The sequence below is a fragment of the Streptomyces sp. NPDC041200 genome, assembly GCF_055591805.1.
The window spans coordinates 338,213-361,552 of the sequence record NZ_JBVIZF010000004.1 but is presented as its reverse complement, the minus strand read 5'-3'; the positions used below and the strand labels follow the sequence as shown (position 1 = coordinate 361,552).

General features: G+C 74.2%; 14 protein-coding genes. 5 read left to right on the top strand and 9 right to left on the bottom strand.

The annotated features are described in order from the left end of the window. Positions 1 to 32: 32 nt before the first annotated feature. The 4 genes from ACZ6CL_RS15185 to ACZ6CL_RS15170 form a co-directional block, all read right to left on the bottom strand. Entirely contained in the window at positions 33 to 3,677 is a 3,645-nt protein-coding gene (locus ACZ6CL_RS15185) for a hydantoinase B/oxoprolinase family protein (protein WP_468935988.1), read from the bottom strand. A 241-nt stretch (positions 3,678 to 3,918) separates the two neighbouring features. Then, complete coding sequence (locus ACZ6CL_RS15180) at positions 3,919 to 5,106, bottom strand: glycosyltransferase (RefSeq protein ID WP_468935986.1); 1,188 nt, start codon at positions 5,104 to 5,106, stop codon at positions 3,919 to 3,921. After that, positions 5,103 to 6,245 carry a glycosyltransferase family 4 protein gene (locus ACZ6CL_RS15175; RefSeq protein WP_468935983.1) on the bottom strand — a complete coding sequence of 381 codons (1,143 nt, stop codon included), beginning with the start codon at positions 6,243 to 6,245 and terminating at the stop codon, positions 5,103 to 5,105. Before ACZ6CL_RS15175 ends, ACZ6CL_RS15180 begins: the two co-directional genes overlap by 4 nt. Positions 6,246 to 6,501: 256 nt before the next feature. Further along, positions 6,502 to 7,926 (bottom strand): HEAT repeat domain-containing protein, encoded by a 1,425-nt coding sequence (locus ACZ6CL_RS15170; RefSeq protein ID WP_468935980.1) that lies wholly within the window; start codon positions 7,924 to 7,926, stop codon positions 6,502 to 6,504. A gap of 331 nt (positions 7,927 to 8,257) precedes the next feature. Here ACZ6CL_RS15170 and ACZ6CL_RS15165 point away from each other — a divergent pair, with 331 nt between their 5' ends. Further along, positions 8,258 to 9,724 carry a PP2C family protein-serine/threonine phosphatase gene (locus tag ACZ6CL_RS15165; protein ID WP_468935977.1) on the top strand — a complete coding sequence of 489 codons (1,467 nt, stop codon included), beginning with the start codon at positions 8,258 to 8,260 and terminating at the stop codon, positions 9,722 to 9,724. 29 nt (positions 9,725 to 9,753) lie between these two features. On the opposite strand, the gene ACZ6CL_RS15160 is transcribed toward ACZ6CL_RS15165, so the two are convergent. Continuing rightward, positions 9,754 to 11,268, bottom strand: a complete 1,515-nt coding sequence (locus ACZ6CL_RS15160) for a DNA-binding protein NsdB (protein ID WP_468935974.1) — start codon at positions 11,266 to 11,268, stop codon at positions 9,754 to 9,756. A 288-nt stretch (positions 11,269 to 11,556) separates the two neighbouring features. Between ACZ6CL_RS15160 and ACZ6CL_RS15155 the strand changes: the two genes are divergently transcribed. Continuing rightward, on the top strand, positions 11,557 to 12,660 hold the full coding sequence (locus tag ACZ6CL_RS15155; RefSeq protein ID WP_468935972.1) for an aminoglycoside phosphotransferase family protein: 1,104 nt from the start codon (positions 11,557 to 11,559) through the stop codon (positions 12,658 to 12,660). A gap of 163 nt (positions 12,661 to 12,823) precedes the next feature. Further along, entirely contained in the window at positions 12,824 to 14,872 is a 2,049-nt protein-coding gene (locus ACZ6CL_RS15150) for an N-acetylmuramoyl-L-alanine amidase (protein ID WP_468935969.1), read from the top strand. Between the two features lies 1 nt (position 14,873). Here ACZ6CL_RS15150 and ACZ6CL_RS15145 read toward each other — a convergent pair whose 3' ends face one another. The 3 genes from ACZ6CL_RS15145 to ACZ6CL_RS15135 all read right to left on the bottom strand — a co-directional run bounded on the left by ACZ6CL_RS15145 (position 14,874) and on the right by ACZ6CL_RS15135 (position 20,866). After that, a complete protein-coding gene (locus ACZ6CL_RS15145; protein ID WP_468935966.1) occupies positions 14,874 to 17,225 on the bottom strand; it encodes a glycoside hydrolase family 95 protein in 2,352 nt (783 codons plus the stop codon). 15 nt (positions 17,226 to 17,240) lie between these two features. Next, positions 17,241 to 17,741 carry a hypothetical protein gene (locus tag ACZ6CL_RS15140; RefSeq protein ID WP_009713271.1) on the bottom strand — a complete coding sequence of 167 codons (501 nt, stop codon included), beginning with the start codon at positions 17,739 to 17,741 and terminating at the stop codon, positions 17,241 to 17,243. Between the two features lie 194 nt (positions 17,742 to 17,935). After that, entirely contained in the window at positions 17,936 to 20,866 is a 2,931-nt protein-coding gene (locus ACZ6CL_RS15135) for an ATP-binding protein (protein WP_468936068.1), read from the bottom strand. Positions 20,867 to 21,113: 247 nt separating this feature from the next. Here ACZ6CL_RS15135 and ACZ6CL_RS15130 point away from each other — a divergent pair, with 247 nt between their 5' ends. Together ACZ6CL_RS15130 and ACZ6CL_RS15125 are read left to right on the top strand one after the other, a co-directional pair. Continuing rightward, positions 21,114 to 22,199, top strand: a complete 1,086-nt coding sequence (locus ACZ6CL_RS15130; RefSeq protein WP_468935963.1) for an isoafricanol synthase — start codon at positions 21,114 to 21,116, stop codon at positions 22,197 to 22,199. A 59-nt stretch (positions 22,200 to 22,258) separates the two neighbouring features. Continuing rightward, a complete protein-coding gene (locus tag ACZ6CL_RS15125; protein WP_468935961.1) occupies positions 22,259 to 22,987 on the top strand; it encodes a leucine-rich repeat domain-containing protein in 729 nt (242 codons plus the stop codon). A 44-nt stretch (positions 22,988 to 23,031) separates the two neighbouring features. On the opposite strand, the gene ACZ6CL_RS15120 is transcribed toward ACZ6CL_RS15125, so the two are convergent. Further along, positions 23,032 to 23,277 carry a DUF397 domain-containing protein gene (locus tag ACZ6CL_RS15120; RefSeq protein WP_468935959.1) on the bottom strand — a complete coding sequence of 82 codons (246 nt, stop codon included), beginning with the start codon at positions 23,275 to 23,277 and terminating at the stop codon, positions 23,032 to 23,034. Between the last annotated feature and the right edge of the window lie 63 nt (positions 23,278 to 23,340).

Here is a 23,340-nt window from a genome sequence, read left to right as displayed (position 1 = left end):
CCAATGCGGCGGTGTGCTTCCGGGGCCCGCGCTCAGTCCGGCGCCGGGCCGTAACCGCCACCGCCCGGGGTACGGATGACGAGGACGTCGTCCGTACCGGCATCGGCCGCGTCGCAGCCGTTCAGCCGGTCCACCGATCCGTCGGCGCGCTCGATCAGGTTGGCGCCGAGCGCGCCCGGCGCGCCGCCCGCCATGCCGTACGGGGCGACGCGGCGGTGGCCGGTGAGCAGGGCCACGGTCATCGGCTCCAGGAAGCGGATGCGGCGGGTGACGCCGTGGCCGCCCCGCCAGTGGCCGCGGCCGCCGCTGTCCGGCCGTACCTCGAAGCTCTCGACCCGGACCGGATAGCGCCACTCCAGCACTTCGGGGTCGGTGAGCCGGGAGTTGGTCATATGGGTCTGTACGGCGTCGGCGCCGTCGAAGCCGTCGCCCGCGCCCGAGCCGCTGGCCACCGTCTCGTAGTACTGGACGCGGTCGTTGCCGAAGGTGACGTTGTTCATCGTGCCGGAGCCCTCGGCCTGGACGCGGAGCGCCGCGTAGAGGGCGCCGGTGACGGCCTGGGAGGTCTCGACGTTTCCGGCGACCGTGGCGGCCGGATACACCGGGGCCAGCATCGAGCCCTCGGGGATGCGGACCTCCAGGGGCTTCAGGCAGCCGCTGTTGAGCGGGATGTCCTCGGCGACCAGGGTGCGGAAGGCGTACAGCACGGCCGCCATCACCACCGAACTGGGCGCGTTGGCGTTGCCCGGCTGCTGGGGCGAGGTACCGGCGAAGTCCAGGACGGCGCCGCGCCGCGCGTGGTCGACGGTGACGGTGACGCGGATGACGGCGCCGCTGTCCGTCTCGTAGCGGTACGAGCCGTCCCGGAGGGCGCCGACGATACGGCGCACGGACTCCTCGGCGTTGTCCTGGACGTGGCCCATATAGGCGCGCACGACGTCCAGGCCGAACTGGCCGATCATCCGGCGCAGTTCCTGGATGCCCTTCTCGTTGGCGGCGATCTGGGCGCGCAGGTCGGCGAGGTTGGCGTCCGGGGCGCGGGAGGGGTAGGGCCCGGCGGTCAGCAGTTCGCGGGTCTCGCGCTCGCGCAGCGCGCCGTCCCGCACCAGCGGCCAGTTGTCGAAGAGCACGCCCTCCTCCTCGATGGTGCGGCTGAAGGCGGGCATGGAGCCGGGGGTGATGCCGCCGATCTCGGCGTGGTGGCCGCGCGAGGCCACCAGGAACAGCAGCTCGGCCCCGTCCTCGTCGAAGACGGGGGTGACGACCGTGACGTCCGGGAGGTGGGTACCGCCGTGGTACGGGTCGTTGATGGCGTAGACGTCGCCGGGGCGCATCGCGCCGCCGCCCGGCGCGTCCCTGTTGCGCCGCAGCACCTCCTTGATGGACTCGCCCATCGATCCCAGGTGCACCGGGATGTGGGGAGCGTTGGCGATCAGGTTGCCGTCGGCGTCGAACAGGGCGCAGGAGAAGTCCAGCCGCTCCTTGATGTTGACGGAGTGGGCGGTGTTCTCCAGGCGCAGGCCCATCTGCTCGGCGATGGCCATGAAGAGGCTGTTGAAGACCTCCAGCATCACCGGGTCCACCTCGGTGCCGACCGCGGCCGTGCGCGGCCGGGACCGGCCCCGGGTGAGCAGCAGATGGCCGCGGTCGCCCGGGGCCGCCTGCCAGCCCGGGTCGACGACGGTGGTGGCGTCGTCCTCGGCGATGACCGCGGGGCCGGTGACGGTGTCCCCGGGGCGCAGCCCGGCGCGTTCGTACAGCTCCGTGCGCTGCCACCGGCCCTCGGCGAACATCTCCACGGTCGCCACCGGCGCCATGTGGCCCTCCCTGGGCGGCTGTTCGACGGCGTGGCCGCCCGCCGGGCCCGCCGCGCCGACCGCCTCCACCGATACCGCCTCCATGACGAGCGGCTTGTCCATGGTGAAGGCGTAGCGCGCGCGGTGCGCCCGTACGAAGCCGTCGGTCATCGCGGGGGCGGAGTCCAGCGGGACGGGGAGGGCGGCGTCGGTGCCCGCGTACCGCAGATGGACCCGGGCGGTGGTGTGGACGCTCTCCCCGGGCACGCCGTCGGCGAGCAGTTCGTCGCGCGTCCGCGCCGACAGCCGCGCGCACAGGTCGCGTACGTCCGGCAGCGACTCCTCGCTCAGCTCCCGCTCCACCGCCTGCTCGCGCATCGCGGTGGCGTCGGCGACCCCGATGCCGTACGCCGAGAGCACGCCCGCCAGCGGCGGCACGATCACCGTCCCGATGCCGAGGGCGTCGGCGACCGCGCACGCGTGCTGGCCGCCCGCGCCGCCGAAGCTGGTGAGCGCGTAGCGGGTGACGTCGTGGCCGCGCTGCACGGAGATCTTCTTGACCGCGTTGGCCATGTTCAGCACCGCGATGTCGAGGAAGCCCGCCGCGACCTCCTCCGGGCCGCGCCGGTCGCCGGTCGCCTCCGCGATCTCCTCGGCGAGGCGGGCGAAGCGCTCCCGTACCGCGTGCGCGTCCAGCCGCTGATCGGCGTGCGGGCCGAAGACCGCCGGGAAGTGGGCGGGCTGGACGCGGCCCAGCATCACATTGGCGTCGGTCACGGTCAGCGGGCCGCCGCGCCGGTAGCAGGCCGGGCCCGGGACGGCACCGGCCGAGTCCGGGCCCACGCGGTAGCGGCGGCCGTCGAAGTGGAGCACCGAGCCGCCGCCCGCCGCGACGGTGTGGATGTTCATCATGGGCGCGCGCATCCGCACCCCGGCGACCTCGGTCCCGAAGACCCGCTCGAACTCGCCCGCGTAGTGCGACACGTCGGTGGAGGTGCCGCCCATGTCGAAGCCGATGACCCTGTCGTAACCGCCGCGGCCGCCGTGGTTGTCGTGACCGGCCTCGGCCGAGGTGCGCACCATGCCCACGACGCCGCCCGCGGGCCCCGACAGCACCGCGTCCTTCCCTCGGAAGTGGGCGGCCTCCCGCAGCCCGCCGTTGGACTGCATGAACATCAGCCGGATGCCGCGCAGCTCGGCCGCCACGTCCTCGACGTAGCGGCGCAGGATCGGCGAGAGGTACGCGTCGACCACCGTGGTGTCGCCTCGCGACACCAGCTTCATCAGCGGGCTCACCTCGTGCGAACAGCTCACCTGGGTGAAGCCGAGGTCGCGGGCCGCCCCGCCCACCGCGCGCTCGTGCGCGGCGTACCGGTAGCCGTGCGTCAGGACGACCGCGGCGCTGCGGAAGCCGTCGCGGTGGGCGGCGCGCAGTGCCTCGGTGGTCGCGTCGAGGTCCAGGGGTCGTACGACGGCGCCGTGCGCGTCCACCCGCTCGGGCACCTCGATCACCCGGTCGTACAGCGCCTCCGGCAGCGTGATCCGGCGGTCGAACAGCCTCGGCCGGTTCTGGTACGCGATGCGCAGCGCGTCCCGGAAACCGGCCGTGACGACGAGCACCGTGGGCTCGCCCTTACGCTCCAGCAGGGCGTTGGTCGCGACGGTGGTGCCCATCTTGACGACGGCGATCCGGTCGGCCGGAACCGGCTCGTCCGGCCCGAGCCCCAGCGTCTGCCGGATCCCGGCGACGGCCGCGTCCCCGGTGCGCTCGGGATGGTGGGACAGCAGCTTGCGGGTGACCAGGCGGCCGTCCGGACGTTTCCCGACGACGTCCGTGAAGGTACCGCCACGGTCGATCCAGAATTCCCAGCGACCGGTCACCCCGCCATTGTCGCAGCGTGCGCGGGTGCTGGAGCTTCCCGCTGCGGCAACGAGGCGAGCGCGGCGAGCGCCGCCCGCCGTTCCTGCCCGTCGAGCTGTGTGCGGTCCCCCGTACGCGGTGACGGACCTCCTGCGCCGCCAGCGCGAGGAGTCCGGGCAGCAGATCGGTGCAGCGGTCCACGACCCACCGGGGGTGAGGGCGCGGGGTGAGGGCGGCGGGCCGGGTGAGCGCGCGGTGTGGTCACCGCGCATCGCCGACCGCCGTGCGGGCCGGGGTCCGGCCGTCGGGCCGGGCGGCGGCGGGCGCGTCGTGGGCGGCCAGGAAGGCGTCGACCGCCGCGGGCCAGCCGAAGCGCTCGGCGCGGGCCCGGGCCGTGGCGCGGCGTACGGGCTCGGGACGGGCCAGGACCTCGGTGACGGCGTCCGCGAACGCCGCCCCGTCGTCGGGCGCCGTCGCGCCCGCCGGGCCGACGATGGCGGGGAGCGCGGACAGGGCGCTGACGACCACGGGCGACCCGCACGCCAGCGCCTCCAGGGCGGCAAGACCGAAGGTCTCCGCCGGGCCCGGGGCGAGGACGACGTCCGCGCTCGCCTGGAGCGCGGCCAGCCGGGACCGGTCGCCGACGTGGCCGAGGAAGGTCGCCGGAAGCCCTTCCGCGCAGGCGCGGGCCTCCAGCCGGGCGCGCATCGGGCCGTCGCCCGCGACGACGAGCGCCGCCGGGAGGCCGCGGCGCCGCAGCTCGGCGAGGGCGTCCAGCGCACGTCCCGGCCGCTTCTCGGGCGACAGGCGGGAGCACATGGCGAGCAGGACCGAGGCGCCGTCCCGGTGGTGCTCGCGCAGGGCGCCGTCGTAGTGGGACGGGTGGAAGTGGCCGAGGTCGACGCCCAGAGGGGCGCGTACGACGTTGCGCGCGCCGATCCGCACGAACTCGCGCTCCGCCCACTCCGTGGTGCACACGACCCGCGCGTACGCCCGCGCGGTGCGCCGGTTCAGCCGGTCGGCCGCGCCCCGGGCGGCCGACTCGGGCACGCCCCAGGTGCGCAGCACGGCGTCGGCACTCTCGTGGGAGACCATCACGGCGGGCACGCGGGCACGCCGCGCCCACTCCCCCGTCCAGCGCAGGGTGGTGCGGTCGGAGACCTCCAGCCGGTCGGGCGCGAGCCCGTCCAGCAGGCGGGCCAGCCGCCGCCGGTCGGTCAGCACCCGGTAGCCGCCGGTGCCGGGCACGGCGGGCCCGGGCAGGGTGATCACCCGGCCCTGGCGGGTGTGCTCGTCCGCGTCGCGCTCCCCCGGCACGATCAGGACGGACTCGTGCCCGGCCGCCTCGTAGCCCGCGCCCAGCTCGCGCAGCGCGGTGCGCAGGCCGCCGGAGGAGGGGGTGACGAAGTTGGCGAGCCGGACGATCCGGAGGGACGGCGCGTCGCTCATGCCGCCACCGCCGTACGGGCCATCAGTACCTCGGCGTAGTGGTCGATCAACTTGTCGACGATCGCCTCCCAAGTGCGGCCCTCGACCGCCTCCCGGCCCGCCTGCCCGAGCGCGGCGCGCATCCGGGGGTGGGCTTCGAGGAGTGATACGGCGTCGCGCACCTCGTCCGCGTCGCCGGGCGGCACCAGCAGGCCGGTACGGCCGTGGTCGACGAGGTCGAGCGGGCCGCCCGCGGCGGGCGCGACCACCGGCACGCCGCTGGCCTGCGCCTCCTGCACGGTCTGGCAGAAGGTCTCCTGCGGGCCGGTGTGCGCGAAGACGTCCAGCGAGGCGAAGACGCGGGCCAGCTCGGTGCCGGTCCGGCGGCCGAGGAAGTGGGCGCCGGGCATGGCGGCGCGCAGCGCGGGCTCGCTCGGCCCGTCGCCGACCACGACCACCCGGACGCCGGGCAGCGCGCACAGCGGGGCCAGCAGCTCGACGTTCTTCTCGGGTGCCAGGCGGCCGACGTAGCCGACGATCAGCTCGCCACCGGGGGCCAGGGAGCGGCGCAGCTCCGGGTCGCGGCGCGAGGGGTGGAAGCGCTCGGTGTCGACCCCGCGCGGCCACAGCGCGATCCGCGGCACCCCGTGCTCGTCGAGGTCGCGGGCGGCGGCGGTGGACGGGGCGAGGGTGCGGTCGGCGGCGGTGTGCACGGCCCGTATCCGGCGCCAGGCCGCGTTCTCGCCCGCACCGAGGTACGTACGGGCGTAACCGCCCAGGTCGGTCTGGTAGACGGCGACGGCGGGGATCCGCAGCCGCAGCGCGGCCGTCATCCCGCGCGCGCCGAGCACGAAGGGGCTGGCCAGGTGGACGAGATCGCTGCGGTGCGAGGTGATCGCGGCGGCGAGCCGACGGCTGGGCAGCGCGACGCGCACCTGCGGATAACCGGGCAGGGGCAGGGACGGGATCCGGACAACGGGAAACGGATGCGCCCCGTCGCTCTCCCCGGCCCCGTCGGCCGGTCCGTCGTGCGGACCCGCGGGGGCGATGACGAGGGGTTGGTGACCGCGCCGGTGAAGATGCTGGGCGGTCTGCAGCGTGCAATGAGCGACGCCGTTGATGTCGGGCGGGAAGGATTCGGTCACGATGGCGACTCGCATACCGGTGTTGTCGGCGTACGAAGGGTGGCCCCGGCATCGTGCACCTTGCGTGCCGTGAAACGTCCCGTGAGCGTTGGCCCCCGCGCCCGCCGAAGCCGGGCGAGTGCCGGGCGAACCCCCCGAAACCCGGCGCCAATCCCGGGGTTTACGGACGACCACATGGCGTAAACACATCGGTCCCCGCCCCGATACCGGTGACCCACCCCGCCGACTCCGCCACTGCAGGTGACCCCCTCGGCGGCGGGGTGGGGAGGGGTCAGACTCCGGCGGCGTCCGGGCCGATGCGGCTGCGGACCGCGGTTTGGACCTCGGCCTCCTCTGCCGGGTCGGCGGCCAGTCTGCGGAGTCGTTCCACCACGCGGACGTCACCGGTGGCGGCGTGGCGGGCGGCGATTTCGCGGGTGGTCTCCTCGCAGTCCCAGAGACATTCGACCGCGAAGCCCGCCGCGAACGAGGGATCGGTGGCGGCCAGGGCGCGGGCGGCGCGGCCGCGGAGGTGGGAGGAGGCGGTCTCGCGGTAGATGTGGCGCAGCACGGGGGCGGCACAGGTGATCGCGAGGCGCCCGGCGCCGTCCACGAGCGTCCACAGGGCCTGCGAGTGCGGCCCCTCGGCCCGCACCGTACGGCGGAGGGCGGCGAGGACGAGGCCCGCGTCGTACTGCCCGCCGCGGGCGGCGAGCATCGCGGCGGCCGCGCCGCCGAGCGCGTCGGGGCGGTGGGCCCAGATCCGGGCGCGGTCCAGGGCGGCGATGCTGAGCATGCGTTCGAACGCGCCCAGGGCGGCCCGGGAGACCGGCTCCGAGGCGTCCGGCTCGGTCACCGCGATCTCGATCAGGTCCAGCACCTCGGGGTCGCCGATGTCCGCGAGGTGCCGCAGGGCGGTCGCGCGGGCCGCGTCCGGGGCCGACGCGGCGGCGGCCAGCAGCTCGGGCCGGTCCTCCGGACCGGCGACGGCGGCGAGGCAGCGGGCGGCGGCGTCGGGGCGCCGGGCACCGGGCCGCAGGTCGTGTTCCTGCTGGGCCCAGGCCAGCACGTCGCGGACGCTCCAGCCGGGCCGCGGCCCGGAGGGGCGCAGCTGGCGCTGCCAGCGGTCGAACGCGCCCTGCTCCTGCACGGCGCGCACGCGCGGCCCGTGCGCCGGGTCGTCGGCCCACAGCCGCCAGGGGCGCGGCTCGTAGGCGCCGCGCGCGGCGGCGGCCAGCTCGGCGTCGCCGTCGGGGGTCTCGGGGAAGCGGCCGAGCACGGCGGGGGCGAGGGCGCGCAGCCCGGCGTCGTCGTCGCGCAGGGCCAGCTCGTCCAGGGCCCATTCCCAGTTGCTGCCCGCGGCGGCGTACCGGCGCAGCAGCCGCAGCGCGTCGAGCCGGTCGTACGCGGCGAGGTGGCCGAGAACGGCGAGGGCGAGCCCGGTGCGCTCCTCGTCGGTGTTCACCAGGTCGTCGGGGTGGAACAGGTGCTGTTCGATTTCGTCGAGGTCCGCGTCGAGGTCCAGGCAGAGCCGGGCGTAATAGAGGGAGCGGTTCTCGACCTGCCAGTCCCGGCGGGGGTCGTGCAGCACGCAGTGGTGCAGTGCCGCGAGCGCCTCGGCCCGCGGCGCGGCGAGGGCATGCAGAGTACCGTCGCCGCGGCCTCGCTGGAGGAGGCCGAGCAGGGTACCGCTGGGCGCTATGTCTGGATCGAACATGAGGTCAGCATCCGGTGCGGGGGGTTCGCTGGCAACGGGATTTCCGTCGATCGGCATTCTTGCCGGTGTCCTGGCGCCATATGCCGGATGAACACCTGAACTGAGGGAATCCCGAGCGCCGCAGCCTACCCGGAATCGCACCCTCCACCGAGCCGTGTCCGACTTGCCCCAGGAAAGCCATGGGCATATGCCAGAAGCACCACCGGATCGGGTATTGCCAAACGACTTACGCGACGTCGCAGCCTGTGCAAAAGTCGTTACCGGCCCAAGACACCCCTGACCCCTTCAGACCCGGCCGCGCCGCGCCGTACCGGCCCGTATCGGAGAACACATGCCGCCCCCCCGCTCCGCGGACCACCCCGCCGCCCCGTCGCCCCGGCGCGGCACGGTCGACGCGCTCATCACGCAGACCCGGCGGCTCCGCGGCGGCATCGCCGCCGTGCGGCGCGACACCACGGCGGACCTGAGCGGTACGGCACACGAACCCCAGCTGCGCTGGCAGCGCGCCCTGTGCGATCTCGCCGTCCACCATCTGGACGACCTCGGCCAGCATCTGGACCAGCTGCGCGAGGGGCTGCCGTCCGAGCAGCCCGGGGAAGCGAAGGAGACCGCGGAAGGGGACGGAGCGACGGCGCCGCGACAGCGGGGGCCCGAGCCCACCGGGCCCGGCTCGCTGCTCCACCGCGTCGGCAGCGCCGAGTGGAACCTCCTCACCGACGAGGTGACCTGGTCCGACGAGCTGTGCCAGATCTTCGGCCGCGGCCCCGAGGAGGGCGGGCTGTCCCTGGACGAGCTGCCCTCCTGGGTCGTCGCCGACGATCAGCCGGTGCTGACCGCGATGGTCACGGACTGCCTGGTGGACGGCAAGCCGATCGACGGCGAGTTCCGCGTCGTCCGCGCGGACGAGGCCGTCCGTACGGTGCACATGGCGGGCGAGCCCGTGTTGGACACCGACGGCAGCACCGCCTCCATGTGGGCCGTGCTCCGCGATGTGAGCGAGCTGCGCCGCAGCGAGCGGGCGGTGCGCGAGTCCCGGGACACGCTCCAGCGCCAGCGGCACATCGCCCGCACCGAGCGCCGACTCGCGGTCGAGCTGCACGAGGCCGTCCTGCCGCCATGGCGCGGCTCCACGCCCCTCGCGCACGGCGGGCGGCCCACGGGCACCTCCCTCGACGTCGCCGCCCACTACTTCCCCTCCGCGAACAGCGCCCTGATCGGCGGCGACTGGTACGACGCGCTCGAACTGCCCGACGGCGGCACCCTGCTCAGCGTCGGCGACCTCACCGGCCACGGCGTCGCCGCGACCTCCGGCATGGCGATGGTGCTGGGCGCGGTGCGCGGCATGGCGGTGGCCGGGATAGAGCCGGGCCCGCTGATGGGTCGGCTCAACCAGCTGCTCGACGCCTCCTCGCAGCCCGCCCTGGGCAGCGCCGTCTGCGGACGGTACGACCCGGCCACCCGCACCCTGGTGTGGTCGCAGGCCGGGCACCCCGCCCCGCTGCTGTTCCGCGACGGGGCGGGACGCGCCCTGCGGCCCCCGGCCGGAGTGTTGCTCGGCGGCACGGCGGGCGCCACGTACACCCAGGCCGAGGAGCGGCTGGAGCCGGGCGATCTACTCCTGCTGCACGCCGGCGGGCTCGCCGAGGACCCCACGGTGACGGCCGAGCGGCTGCTCGCGCTCGCGCCACGGTTCGCCGCCGCCCGTGGCACGCAGGAGTGCGTGCGGGTGGTGGCCGAGGAGTTCGACGACGAGCGGCGTGAGGGCGACGCCTGCGTACTGCTCGCGATGATCGGTTGAGTCGGTTGAGCTGATATGACGGGCGGCCGCTAGACCACCGTGCTCTTCGCCGCCCCGCCCGCCCCCTTCGACCCTCCTCCGGATCCCTTCTGGTGGCCCATCCCCTTCGGCATGGCCTGCTGCAGCTCCGCCCGCAGCTCCCGCACCAGGGGGGACGACGCGTACGGCGCGGTGAGCCGGTACATCTCCCGCAGCCGGTCCCAGGTGCGGTGCGAGGAGTTCTGCTCGATCGTGGCCAGCGCCTGGCGGGCGGAGGCGGTCCCCTGCTCCGGGTGACCGCCGATGAAGCAGGCCGAGGCGATGGAGATGTGGTCGAAGATCTGCGACCGCTGACGGCCGCCCTCCCGCATCCGCAGCGCCTCCATGGCGTGCCGCTGCGAGAGGGCCGCGACAGCGGGGTCGTGCTCGGCCAGGGTGCGGTAGACCAGCCCTTGCATCCCGTGCAGGTCGGCCTCGTTGAACAGCTGCATCCAGCTCGGCGCGGTCCCCCGGTCCTCGTCGGAGACGAACAGCTCCTCCGCTTCCCCCAGGGTGCGCCGCACCGCCTGGCCGTGCCCCTTCGAGGCGTGCGCCCAGGCCTCGATGGTGCGGAACATGGAGCGGGTGCGGGGCAGTGCCTCGTCGCCCGCTCCTGACGAGGCCAGCCGCATCAGATCGAGGGCGTCGTCCGGGCGGCCGATGTGCACCATCTGACGGGCGGCGCGGGACAGCGCCTCGCTGGCCCGGGGCCGGTCGCCGCCCTCCCGGGCCGCGTGCGCGGCGATGACGAAGTACTTCTGGGCGGTGGGCTCCAGGCCCACGTCATGGGACATCCAGCCCGCCAGCACGGCCAGGTTCGCCGCGACGCCCCACAATCTGCGCTGCAGCGCCTCGGGGTGGCGATAGGCGAGCATCCCGCCCACCTCGTTGAGCTGGCCCACCACGGCCTTGCGCTGCAGCCCGCCGCCGCGGGCCGCGTCCCAGGCGCGGAAGACCTCGACCGACGTCTCCAGCGCGTCGATCTCCTGGGAGCCCACGGGGGCGGCCTCATAGCGGTCGAAGCCCGCGGGCTCGGCGGAGAGGGGGTTGTCGGAACGGGGCGCGTCGGTGGCGAGGGTGGGGTCGGAGAGCAGCCATTCGCTCATGGCACCGGTGATGGCGGATCCTGCGGCGAGCGCGGCGCCCGCACCCACCAAGCCGCGTCGGTTGAACATAAGGTCCATTCCCGTGAATTCGGTGAGGACCGCGGCCGTGGACTCGGGCGGCCAGAGCAGCCCGTCGGCGGACTGCCCCTTTCCCGCGCGCCCACCTCGTCCGAACCCGAGGTCCTCGATGGTCACGACTCGACCGAGGCGCTCGGTGAACAGGACTGCCAGCACCTTGGGCACGGGATCGCGCGGCGTCTCGCCGGTGTCGATCCAACGCCGCACCCGCGAGGTGTCGGTCGCCAGCTGCGGGTGGCCCATGGCCGCCGCACGCCGGTTCACGAGCCTCGCCAGCTCTCCCTTGGACCAGCCGGCGAGGCCGAAAAGGTCCGCAAGACGGGTGTTGGGTTCCCTCGTCACGTCAAGCCCCCAGGATCCTTGGCTGACTTGACAGTAACGGGCCCGTCACGAGCGGTGCGACTATTCGCCAGGGTTCGCCAGGGTCCGCCAGATGGTGTGCCACCCGCGCGCGGGTGTGATGTAGGAGTGCGCTACCCGGCCCGGAGATGGTTGGCAATTTCCAGCTGGAAAATGCCATTCGGAAGACGCCGGTTGGAAAATGCCAGCCGCATTCCCCAGGGTGCGGCCCCGTCACCGGGGCCGGGAGCGTATGTACATCGTCGGCACACGAAGGGATCTGTCTCGCCCATGTACGCAGCGTCGTCCTCCGTGTCCGCCCCGCCTCGGCCGTACCGGCGGCAGCTGCCCGGCAATGGGCCGTACCTCGATCCCGCTCCCGGCGGCCGCCCGCGGCGGACCCCCGCCCTCGGTTCGGTGCCGCCCAGCGGAAGACTCGATGTGTCCGGCCCCCAGGGTGCCCAGCTGCGCACCGCCATCGCCTCGGTCCATCGCATCTGCCCGGAGTTCAACCCCGTCCAGGTGCTCCGGCGCAGCGGGCGGTCCGTCCTCCTGCTCGGTTCCACGGGCCGCACCACGGCGGTCGCCAAGTGTCTGCTGGACCACTCTCCAGCGTGGGCCGAGCGGTTCCGTCGCGAGATAGCGATGTACCGCACGTTCGTACGGCAGCGTCCGCCCGTCCGGGTGCCGCGCCTGATCGCCGCCGACCCCGACAACTGCGCGCTGGTCATCGAGCGGATGCCCGGGCGGATCGTGGCCGCGCAGCGCCATCCCACCGAGGCGCCGCCGCGCGCCGATGTGCGGGCCGCGCTCGGCGCGCTCTGCCGGATCAACCAGTGGCGGCCGCCGGGTGACCTCTTCGACGCCCCGGTGGACTACGCGGCCCGGCTGTCCCGCTACCACGAGCTGGGGCTGCTGACCGACCGGGACATGGGCGATGTGCGCAAGCTGCTGCGGGGCGTCTCGCAGGCGGCGGGGCGGCAGCTCCCGGCCCAGTTCTGCCACGGCGACGCCCTGTTGAACAATGTGCTGCTGTCCCCCTCGGGCGCGGTCCTCATCGACTGGGACCACGCGGGCTGGTATCTGCCCGGCTACGACCTGGCGACGCTCTGGGCGGTGCTGGGCGACGCCCCGGTGGCCCGGCGTCAGATCAGCCAGCTCGCGCAGTCGGCGGGGCCGGCGGCGCGGGACGCGTTCCTGGTGAACCTGATGCTCGTCCTCACCCGGGAGATCCGCCGGTACGAGACCGCCGTGCAGCGCACCATGCACGATCCGGCGCCGGTGGTGCCGGGGGTGATGGCCGCCGGTGAGGAGCAGCGGCTGCTGCTGCGGCGGCTGCATGACGACTGCGGGCTGGCCCGGCGCGCCGTACGGGCCGCGGTGGGGACGCGGTGAGGGACGGCCCAGCGGCCAGCGGCCGCCCAGTGCGCGCGAAGCCTACTTCGTGCGACGGTGATTGACGGATCGCCTGGCAGCGGATAGCTGTAGGCCGTGCCGTGCCTCCGGTGGAGGTGAGGCACGGCTACGGTTCGGCTCAGCCCACCTCGAGGAGGCTGCAATGCCAGGATCCGCACAGGACAGCACCCACGGCACGGACAGAGGCGCGGACAGGGACGCGGACAGACCGGTCCCCAACCGCCGTACGGCGCTGCGGACCGCGGGCGCCGCCGCGTCCGCCGCCCTTCTTCTCCCGGTCGTCGCCGGGGCCCCGGCCGCCCGGGCCGATCAGCCGCGAGCGGGCGACCAGCCGTCGCCGGGCGCGGCCGGGTCGCTCCAACGGGCCTTCGCGGCGGCGGCGAAGGAGCACCGGGTGCCGCTGAGTGTGCTGCTGGGCGTGTCGTATCTGCAGTCCCGCTGGGACGCCCACCGCGGCGCCCCCAGCGTCACCGGCGGCTACGGCCCCATGCACCTCACCGACGCCTTCACCGCCCTCTCCACGGCCCCGCACCACAGCCAGGGCACCGAGGATGCCCGCGGCGACCAGGCGCGGCCCCTGCGGGTGCCGGAGGCCTCGGTGTCCGAGCCGCGGCAGCTGCCCGCGCGGCTGCGCACGCTGGACCGGGCCGCGGAGCTGACGGGCCTCTCCGCCGGGGCGCTGCGCGGCGACGCGGCGGCCAATGTGCGCGGCGGCGCCGCGCTGCTGGCCGCCACACAGAAGCGGCTGGGGCTGCCGCCGAGCGAGGACCCGGCCGACTGGTACGCGGCGGTGGCGGCCTACTGCGGCGCCGACAGCGCCCCGGCCGCCGCCGTGTTCGCCGACGACGTGTACGACGTGATCCGCGGCGGCGCGGCGCGCACCACGGGCGACGGCGAGCGGGTCACGCTCGACGCCGCCCCCGAGGTCGCCCCGGACCGGCGGCAGCTGCGGTCGCTCGGGCTCCCGGACCCCAAGCGGGATCCGCACGTCGAGGCGCCGAGCAATGTGTCGTGCGAGTGGATCCCGGCCCCCTACGAGCAGTTCGGGGACAACGACTACGGCAACCACGACCTGGGGAACCGTCCGCTCTCCCAAATGATCGACTACATCGTCATCCATGACACCGAGGGCTCCTGGGACACCACCATCAAGCTGGTCCAGGACCCGACGTACGTCTCCTGGCAGTACACGCTGCGCTCCTCCGACGGCCATATCGCCCAGCACGTGCCGCTCAAGGACGTCGCCTGGCACGCGGGCAACTGGTACGTCAACGCCAAGTCCATCGGCTTGGAGCACGAGGGCTTCCTGACCGCGCCCGACGCCTGGTACACGGAGGCGATGTACCGCTCGTCGGCCCGGCTGGTGAAGTGGCTGGCGCGGCGGTACGGCATCCCGCTGGACCGTCAGCACATCCTGGGCCACGACAATGTGCCCGGCACGACCGCCGCCACCATCAAGGGCATGCACACCGACCCGGGCCCGTACTGGGACTGGGCGCACTACTTCAGCCTCCTCGGCGCGCCCTTCCACCGCACCGCGGGCGCCTCCGGGGGGCTGGTCACCATCCGCCCGGACTACGAGACGAACGAGCCGGTGTACACGGGCTGCGAGCAGGCCGGTCAGGTGTGCGCCCCGCACGGCTCGTCCGCGGTGCGGCTGCACACCGCGCCGAGCGGCGACGCCCCGCTGGTCAAGGACATCGGGCTGCGGCCGGACGGCGCCGACTCGACCACCGGCGTCAATGACACCGGCGCCCGCGCCACCACCGGCCAGAGATACGCGGTCGCGGGGCGGCAGGGCGACTGGACGGCGATCTGGTACCTCGGCCAGCAGGCGTGGTTCCGCAACCCGCGGCGGCGGCCCACGGCCGTGTACGCCAAGGGGCTCGTCGTCACCCCGAAGCCGGGCCTGGCGGAGGTCCCGGTGTACGGGCGCGCCTACCCGGAGAAGGAGGCGTACCCGGAGGGCGTGCCGGTGCAGGCGGTCTCACCACTGCCGTACAAGCTGCTCGCCGGGCAGCGGTACGCGCTGGGGCTGAAGACCCAGGGTGAGTATCTGTGGGCGACCACCTTCGATGCGGACGGGCACATCGTGGTGCGCGGTCAGGACATCTACTACCAGATCCAGTTCGGGCACCGGGTGGCGTTCGTCCGGGCCGCCGATGTGCGGGTGCGGCGCTCGGGTCGGTGAGTCAGCCGCGCGCCGTGAAGCGGTAGGTGTGGCCGCCGCGGGCCGCGAGCGTGACCGTACGGACGTCCCCGGAGCCGGTGTCGTCGCGTACGGGCGTCTCGTGGCCCGTGGCGTCGTCATGGGCGGTGTACGGGCGCGCGAACAGGTCGCTGCGTATCCGCACCGGCCCGTCCTGTCCCGCCGCCACAGTGAGGGTATGGGCACGCCCCTCGCGCCAGGTGACGTCGACCGTGAGGTCGCCGTGGGCGCGCAGCCCGCGCACCGAGCCGTCCGGCCAGCGGCGCGGCAGGGCGGGCAGGACGTCCAGCACCGCGCGGTGGCTCTGCAGCAGCATCTGGGCGATCCCGGCGGCGGCGCCGAAGTTGCCGTCGATCTGGAACGGCGGGTGGGTGTCCCACAGGTTGGGGAGGGTGGAATCCGTCAGCTGTCCGGCGAGCAGCCGGTGGGCGCGGTCGCCGTCGCGCAGCCGGGCCCAGAAGTTGACCTTCCACGCCCTGCTCCAGCCGGTGCCGCCGTCGCCGCGCGCGTCCAGGGAGACGGCGGCGGCCCCGGCCCAGCGGCTGTCCGGGGCGATCTGCCGTCCGGGGTGCAGGGCGAAGAGGTGGGAGGCGTGGCGGTGGGTGTCGGCGGGGTCGTCCCGGTCGGCCTTCCACTCCTGGAGCTGGCCCCAGGATCCGATGTGCAGCCCCGGGTCGAGGGCGTCCAGGGCGCGCCGCAGTGCGGTCTGGAAGGCGGGGTCGTCGCCGAGGGTGCGGGCGGCCTCCAGGGTGGCGGTGAGCAGGTCGTGGACGATCTGCTGGGACATGGCGGGGCCCGCGGTGAAGTCGCCGTGCTCGGGCGAGTAGCCGGGCGAGACGACGAGCGTGCCGTCCCGGGGATCCGGGCGCAGCGTGTCCAGCCAGAACGCGGCGGCCTCGCGCATCGCCGGGTACGCGGTCTCCCGCAGGAAGCCGGTGTCGAGGGTGAAGCGGTAGTGCTCGTAGAGGTGGTGGACCAGCCAGGCGGCCGCCTCGGGGAACCAGAAGGCGGTGGGCCAGTCGTGGACGCCGGTGAAGCCGTACGGATTGGTCTCGTTGTGCACGACCCAGCCACGGGCGCCGAACATCTCGCGGGCCGTGATCCGGCCGGGGGCGCGCAGGGCGGTGATGAAGCGGTGCAGTGGCTCGGCGGTCTCCGCGAGGTGGAGGGCGTGCGCGGGCCAGTAGGTCATCTGGAGGTTGATGTTGGTGTGGTAGTCGGCCGACCAGGCGGGCTGGACGCTGTCGTTCCAGACGCCCTGGAGGTTGGCGGGGAGCGGGGCGCCGGGGCGTGAGGAGGCGATGAGGAGGTAGCGGCCGTACGCGAAGAACAGCTCCTCCAGGGCCCGTTCGGCCGGGCCGTCCCCGCCGGTGTACGCGGCGAGTTGCCGGTCGGTGGGCAGGCCGGGCGGGGGCTGGCCACCGAGGTCCAGCACCGTACGGTCGAACAGGGCGCGGTGGTCGCGGGCATGACGGCTCAGCAGGGTGGGATAGCCGTGGTCCGCGGCGGCGTCGACGGCCTCGGTGACGGCCTGGTGGGGGTCCTCGCCGCGGTAGTGGGGGTGGATGTCGGCGTAGTCGGTCCCGGCGGCGAGGACGAACCAGGCGCTGCGGGCGCCGGTGACGGTGAGCGTGCCGTCCGCCCCGGACGTGACGGTGCCGCCGTCGCACTTCACCCGCACCTGGGCCTCGAACCGCAGCCCGTTGTCCGCCAGCGCGCCGCGGATCGTCAACCGCCCGTCGTGGGCGGTGACGTGGTGGTCGCCGGGGCGGGGTGAGGTGTGGCGCAGGGTGAAGCCGACGTCCCACGGGGCGGCGCTCAACCGTCCGACGATCACCCGATCGGGGTACGAGGCGAAGAACTCGCGCTGGTGCCGCCCGCCGCGGGCGGTGTACTCCACGAGGGCCACGCCCTGGCTGATCTCCAGGCGGCGCCGATAGCTGTCCAGGGTCCCGGGCACGCCGGGGATGTCCAGCCACAGGTCGCCGAAGGGCTGGTAGGCGCCGTAGCGGGAGCGGGGCTGTCCGAGCCGGGCCGTCACGTCCTCGGGGGCGGCCGCGCCGTGCTCGTCGATCAGCCGCTGGACGGCGGCGAGGGCGCCGGGGCGGGGCTCACGCCAGTTGCCTGAGTCGTACGGCGGGGATCCCGGGCCGCCGCTGCCTGGGCCGCCGGTCCAGTCCGGGCCGCCGGTCCATAACGACTTCTCGTTGAACTGGATCCGCTCCCGGTCGGTGCCGCCGAAGACCATGGCGCCGAGCGTGCCGTTGCCAATGGGCAGCGCCTCGCGCTCCCAGTCCGCCGCGGGAGTGTCGTACCAGAGCGTCCAGCGGCCCATCGGGGCGCCTCCCCCTCAGCCCTGCTGGAACATCTCCGCGGGCAGCGGCTTGAGCAGCCGGTACAGATCGTCCGTGATCGGCCGGTCCCAGCTGGCGATGGTGACGAGGACACCGTCGCTGCGGTCGAACTGGGCGCAGGAGATCCGGCCTTCGGACAGCTTGATCCGGCGCACGATGAGGAGGTTGTCGTCGTGCATGACCGGGGTGTCCTCGGTGTCCACGACCTGCACCTGCTCCTCGTTGCCGAGGGCGGCCAGCAGCTGGGTCACCTCGAACGGAGCCTGTCCCTCGGCCACCTCACGGGCCGGGGAGCCCTCGGGCAGATTCCCGATGATCATCGCCGGGCCGCGCCCGCCGAAGAGGTCGTAGCGGAGGAAGACGCCCTGGCAGGTGCCGTCCGGTGCGGGCAGCAGCCCCGCGCCGAGATCGCCGGGCCAGTCCCCCGGATCCATGGCCAGGACATCGAAGTCCGGCCCGGTGGGCGTGGCGGCGCTGCGGCGGCGGAGGAAGGACATGCCGACATGGTACGTGGCCCGCCGCCGTTGCCATGCTGGGGAGCACCACCTGACGGCGCCGACCGTGCCCTGGCCCCGGCGGCGTGAGGGCCGGTCGCCGGGCCGCCGCAGGCTCGGTCGACAGGCCGCCCCAGGCGCGACCACCCGGCACGCGCGGGGCACGACCAACCGGCAGCCGCCCGGCGGCTGGGGGCTCAGTCGGCGGGGAGCGGGCCCGGCGGGCGGCCGGGGCGGTTGGCGCCGAGGAGCGTGGCCAGGCCGCTGCGGTCGGTGCCTACCTTGCGGTAGACGTCGGACAGCAGCCGGGCCACGTCGCGCTCGGCGAGGCCCGTCGCCTCGGCGATCCGGGCGTCCGGCCAGCCCTCGGCGGCTCGCTCGGCGACGGCCTGCTCCTGCGAGGTGAGGGGGCTGGTGTGGTCGACCCGCAGCTGCATCGGGCGCAGTCCGGCGGCGGACAGCTCGTCGCGGGCCCGGGACGCCAGCGTGTCCGCGCCGCACTGGACGGCGCCCTCCAGCCCGCGGTAGAGCCGGTCTCCGGCCTCCTGGGGCAGGCCGACGCGGCGCAGGGCGGCGCCGTGGTCGACCAGGGCCGCGGCCAGGTCGTACGCGGACGGGGAGCGCTCCAGATGGCTGACGGCCTCGGCCAGCAGCCTGATCCGCTCCGATCCCTGGGCCACGGCGGCGGCGCTGTGTAGCGCCCGGCCGATCGCGGAGTGGGTGCCGAACTGGCGGGCGCGGCGCACCGCGTCGTCGGCGACCTCGGCGGCCTGGCGGGGGTCGGTCAGCGCGAGGGCCTGGGACATGTGGAGCTGCCAGGGGCACCAGGCGGGGTTGCGCATGCCACGCCCGTCCATCCGGCTGCCGACGTCGGCGAGCTGCTGCCGGGCCTCGCCGTGCAGGTTGGAGGCCAGCAGCAGTTCGCCGCGGACGGTGGGTACATCGGGGCAGAGCACGGCCTGCGGGAGGATCTCGCCGCCGTGCCCGGCCGCGAACTCCTGCGCCTCCCGGATCCGGCCGCGGCTGATCAGGGTCTCGATGAGGGTGCCGACGGCGGTCCAGTGGGCGGGGGTCGAGGAGCCCACGAGATCGGCGATGCGCATGCCCTCGCGGGCCAGCTCCTCGGCCTCGACGAGCGCTCCGCGGCGCAGCCGCGCGTATCCGAGGAGGGTGATGCCGAACGCCAGGTGGGAGCCGCGCCAGCCCTTGCGCTCGCATTCGGCGATGCCGGTGTTGAGGAGCGCCTCGGCGCGTCCGGGCTGGTCGCAGTGGAGGAAGATCAGGGCGACCAGGATGGGCACCTCGAAGCCCCAGTCGTCATCGGTCCAGCTCAGGCCATCGCCGAGGGCCTCTTCCGCGTAGTGGAGGGCGGTGGCGGCCGGTTCTCCGCGCGTCATCGCGTCCCAGGCGCGCAGGCCCAGCAGATAGCGCTCGGCCATGCCGCGGCCGGTGAGGTGGTCGGCGAGCCGGGCGAGGCGCCGGGAGCGGGCGGGGGACTCCCGCTCGTCGGCCCGGAACATGTTCCACATGAACTGCTCGGCCTGCATCCGCAGCCGGGTGCGGGCACTGGTGGCCCGGCCCACCTCGGCGGCGACGACCTGCGCGGCCTCCTCCATGCGGCCGCTGTGGCCGTACGCCTGGGCGAGCCGGTAGGTGATCGCCTCGCGCAGGTCGGGGCCGAGGTCCGGCTCCTCCAGGGCGGCCCGCAGATGGTTGACGGTGACGGAGGGCTCGGTGAGCTGGGCGGAGCAGCCCAGCTCGTACAGGACGGCGGCGCGCTCCTCCGGGGCGGGCGGTTCGCGCAGGGCGCGGGCGAGGCAGCGGCGCCCGGCGTCGGGGGCACCGGCCCGCAGGTACTCGCGGGCCGCCTCCCTGAGGTGGCGCACCACCCAGGAGTCGCCCTCCGGGTGCATCTCCAGCAGATGGCGCCCGGCGGCCGCGGAGCCCAGGCCCGCGGCGAGCACCGCGGAGGCGGCCTGGCCGTGCATGGCCACACGCAGGGCGCCGGGGATCGCCTGGTAGACGGCGGTGGCGATGAGCGGGTGGAGGAATTCCAGCGGCTGGCCGCCGTGGGTGCCCCGCCGCGGCGGGGCGAGGATGCGGGCGTCCGCGAGCCGCGCCACCTGCTCGGCGGCCTCGGTCTCGCTGAGCCCGGCGACGTTGGCCGTCAGCGACGGGCTGGCCTCGATACCGAGGACGGCGACGGCCCAGGCGAGGCGGACGGCGGCGGTGCCGAGCCGGGTCAGCCGGTCGCCCAGCCCGCTGTCCTTCGCGGCGGCGACCAGCTCGCGCAGCGCGCTGAGATTGACCGACTGCGGCTTCAGGTCGCGGTCGCGGACCTTGGCGGTCAGCTCGACGACCTCGAAGGCGTTGCCGCCGGTCACCGCCCAGCACTCGCGGCAGAACGCCTCGTCGGCCTCCTCGCCGAGGACGTCCCGCACGATGCGGCCGACCCCGGCCGGGGTGAGCGGGGCGAGCACATGCGCCCGCGTGCCCTGGCGCTCGGTGAGGCCGCGGACCGCGGCGGCGTCGGCGCTCAGGTCCTCCGGACGGTAGCCGACGGCGATCAGCAGCGGCAGGTCCACGGCGCGGGCGGCGAACCGCAGGAGCCAGTCCAGGGATTCGGGGTCGGCCCAGTGGACGTCGTCCAGGATCATGACGACCGGGGCGTGCTCGACCGCGAACCGGGTGACCAGCCAGTCCAGGCCGTCGCGCACACCCTGCGGATCGGGTGAGCCGCCGCTGCCGGAGACCACCAGGCCCACCGCGGGCGCGACGATGTCGTACCAGCTGCCCAGGATCCTGCGGTGCTCCTCCTCGCCGGTCGTCGCGAGGACGGGCTGGAAGAGCTGCCGTACGACGTGGAACGCGGCGCCCTGCTCGTGCTCGCCGCCGCGCGCCGACATCACGGTGCAGCCGCGGTGGGCGGCGCGGCGGCGCATCTCGCCGAGCACCGCGGTCTTGCCGACGCCGCCCGGTCCGGCGAAGGCGATGACTCCACCGGTGCGGGTGCCGGACGGATCACCGGGATCGGTTCCGCACAGATCGGTCAACGCCAGGTCGACCGCGGCGAGTTCCGCCTCCCGCTCCAGAAGTGCCCGACGTGTCCGGTCCTGCCGGTCCATCATGTCCGCCACGTTCGTTCCCCTTCGGCACGTAACGCCGAGCGTAGCCTGTCTGGCACGCTCCGTAGCCCCGTATGCGGGTATTTCCTTCTGGCATTGCCATTGGCACACGCCAATTCAACTCGTGCTCTATCGATGGCACGTTCACCACGCGAGGATGACCGGATTCATCGGGTCGGCCCGTCGCCTCGGGGGCTTGTGGTAGTGGCGACGCGGCCCTCCCCTGATCCCGAAGGGGGGCGATACCGCCATGAACACGACGTACACGACCACTTCGCGCCCGCACATCCGGCAAGCGGCGCTGCTGAGCCGGGCGGCCCTGCTCGACATTCCGGCCTCGGCCGACCCCAGCCCCGGAACCGGGGCCGCCAGAGTACACACCGTCCAATGGCTCTCGCGGTACGGCGTGTTCGAGGCCGGGGGCGCGGTCGCCGAGTACGACGCACTCCGCTTCGACCTGCTCAACGGGCTGTTCTACCCCCGGACGACCGGCGCGGAGCTGGATGTGGGCAATGACCTCATCGGCTGGTACTTCGTGTTCGACGATCAGTTCGACGGTGAACTCGGCTGCCGCCCGGGGGCGGTGGCGCGGATGGTCCAGGACGTCATACGGGTCACCGAGGAACCGGACGACGCGCCGGGGCGGGGCGGCGGGCCCTTACTGGAGAGCTTCCGCGACCTGTGGCGGCGCATCCACGCGGACCGGCCACCGGTGTGGCGGGATCGTTTCCGCCACCACTGGCTGGAGTATCTGCACTCCTACCACCGCGAGGCCCTCGACCGCACCGGCGCCCAGGGCCCCCCGCTCTCGGTCGACGCCGTGCTCGCCCTGCGCCGCCACTCGATCGGCGTGCAGCCGTGCCTGGACCTGAACGAGCGCTTCGGCGGCTACGCCCTGCCCGCCGCCCTGCACGGCGGCCATCCGCTGGCCCGGATGCGGGAGGCCACGGACGACGTCGTCGTCTTCACCAACGACATCGCCTCCCTGGACAAGGAGCTGGCCGCCGGGGACGTCCACAACACCGTCATCGTCCGCCACCAGCGGCACGGCGGCACCCTCGACGACGCGGTCGAGCACATCGCGCACCTCGCCAACGCCCGCTACCGCTGGTTCGAGCAGACCGCCGACCGGCTGCCCCAGCTGCTGCGGGAGGCGGGCGCGGGGGCGGATCTGCGCCGGGACGTGGAGCACTACGTGGACGGGATGCGCCATGTGATGTGCGGCAACCTGGGCTGGTCCCTGCGGACGGCCCGCTACGACGAACGGGGCATAGCGGCGGTCAGCGACGGCCGCCAACGACCGTGGGCCGGACTCAGCGCCCCCGGCCCCGGCTGATCGAACAGGCTACGCACGAACGGCCCGCCCCGGCGGGCCGTTCGGGTATCAAGGGCAACGTGAACGACACCCTGAACCTGTGGAAGGCGGGGCTCGCCGAGGCCCCCGACGAGATCTGGCAGCGCACCGGCCTGCGCGTCCTGATCCTCGCCGACAACGCGCTCACCCACCTCCCGCCCGCCCTCGGACGGCTGCGGCGGCTGCACACAGTGGACCTCGGCCACAACCGGCTCGCCGAGGTCCCGGAGGAGATCGGCGAGCTGTCGGGCCTGACCCGCTGCCTCTATCTGCACGACAACCGGCTCACCCGGCTGCCGCGTTCGCTCGGACGGCTCGACCGGCTGGGCTATCTCAACGTCGGCGAGAACCCGCTCGGCAGCCTGCCGGAAGATCTCGGCGGCCTGGCGGGGCTGGTGGAGCTGCGGGCGCAGCACGCCGAACTGACCGGGCTGCCCGGCTCGATCGGGCGGCTCGGCGCGCTGCGGGAGCTGTGGCTGCGCGGCAACCGGATCACCGCCCTGCCCGCCGAGGTGTCCGCCCTCCGCGCGCTGCGTCAGCTGGAGCTGCGTGAGAACGCGCTGAGCGAGGTGCCCGAGCCGCTGCGCGGGCTCCCGCGCCTGCGCCACCTCGATCTGCGCGGCAACGGGATCCGGACGCTCCCCGGCTGGGTCGCGGAGCTGGCCGCCCTGGAAAAGCTCGATCTGCGCTGGAACCCGCTCGACGACGGCGTCGATGACGGCCCGGCCGTCCGGGCGCTCGCCGAGCGGGGCTGCGTCGTCCTCAGGTGAGGCCGACGCCCGGGCGAAGTCGAAGCCCCGGGTGAGGCCGGGGCTCAGGTCAGGTCGAACTCGCCGTCGCGGGCGTTCAGGACGAAGGCGCGCCACTCGGCCGGGGTGAAGATCAGGGCCGGGCCTTCGGGACGGCGGCCGTGGCGCATCGCGATGAAGCCCTCGACGAAGGCGATCTCGACATCGCCCACCCCCTGGCTGCTCGACTGCCACTGGGCGCTCGTGAGGTCGAGGTCGGGCTTCTCGCCGTTGCCCCTGAGCGGCTGTGCGGTCGTGGTGGTGTCTGCCACGTGTCGGCTCCTCCCGGATCGTCGTCCCGGCCCCACCCTAGCGATCGCGGGCGGTGCCGGACA

What these genes read in the sequence shown, in the direction of transcription:
- ACZ6CL_RS15165 (WP_468935977.1), top strand. Translation starts at nt 8,258, where the DNA reads ATGCCGCCCCCCCGCTCCGCGGACCACCCCGCCGCCCCGTCGCCCCGG.
- ACZ6CL_RS15140 (WP_009713271.1), bottom strand. Translation starts at nt 17,741, where the DNA reads ATGTCCTTCCTCCGCCGCCGCAGCGCCGCCACGCCCACCGGGCCGGAC.
- ACZ6CL_RS15175 (WP_468935983.1), bottom strand. Translation starts at nt 6,245, where the DNA reads ATGCGAGTCGCCATCGTGACCGAATCCTTCCCGCCCGACATCAACGGC.
- ACZ6CL_RS15135 (WP_468936068.1), bottom strand. Translation starts at nt 20,866, where the DNA reads ATGATGGACCGGCAGGACCGGACACGTCGGGCACTTCTGGAGCGGGAG.
- ACZ6CL_RS15155 (WP_468935972.1), top strand. Translation starts at nt 11,557, where the DNA reads ATGTACGCAGCGTCGTCCTCCGTGTCCGCCCCGCCTCGGCCGTACCGG.
- ACZ6CL_RS15180 (WP_468935986.1), bottom strand. Translation starts at nt 5,106, where the DNA reads ATGAGCGACGCGCCGTCCCTCCGGATCGTCCGGCTCGCCAACTTCGTC.
- ACZ6CL_RS15150 (WP_468935969.1), top strand. Translation starts at nt 12,824, where the DNA reads ATGCCAGGATCCGCACAGGACAGCACCCACGGCACGGACAGAGGCGCG.
- ACZ6CL_RS15130 (WP_468935963.1), top strand. Translation starts at nt 21,114, where the DNA reads ATGAACACGACGTACACGACCACTTCGCGCCCGCACATCCGGCAAGCG.
- ACZ6CL_RS15145 (WP_468935966.1), bottom strand. Translation starts at nt 17,225, where the DNA reads ATGGGCCGCTGGACGCTCTGGTACGACACTCCCGCGGCGGACTGGGAG.
- ACZ6CL_RS15170 (WP_468935980.1), bottom strand. Translation starts at nt 7,926, where the DNA reads ATGTTCGATCCAGACATAGCGCCCAGCGGTACCCTGCTCGGCCTCCTC.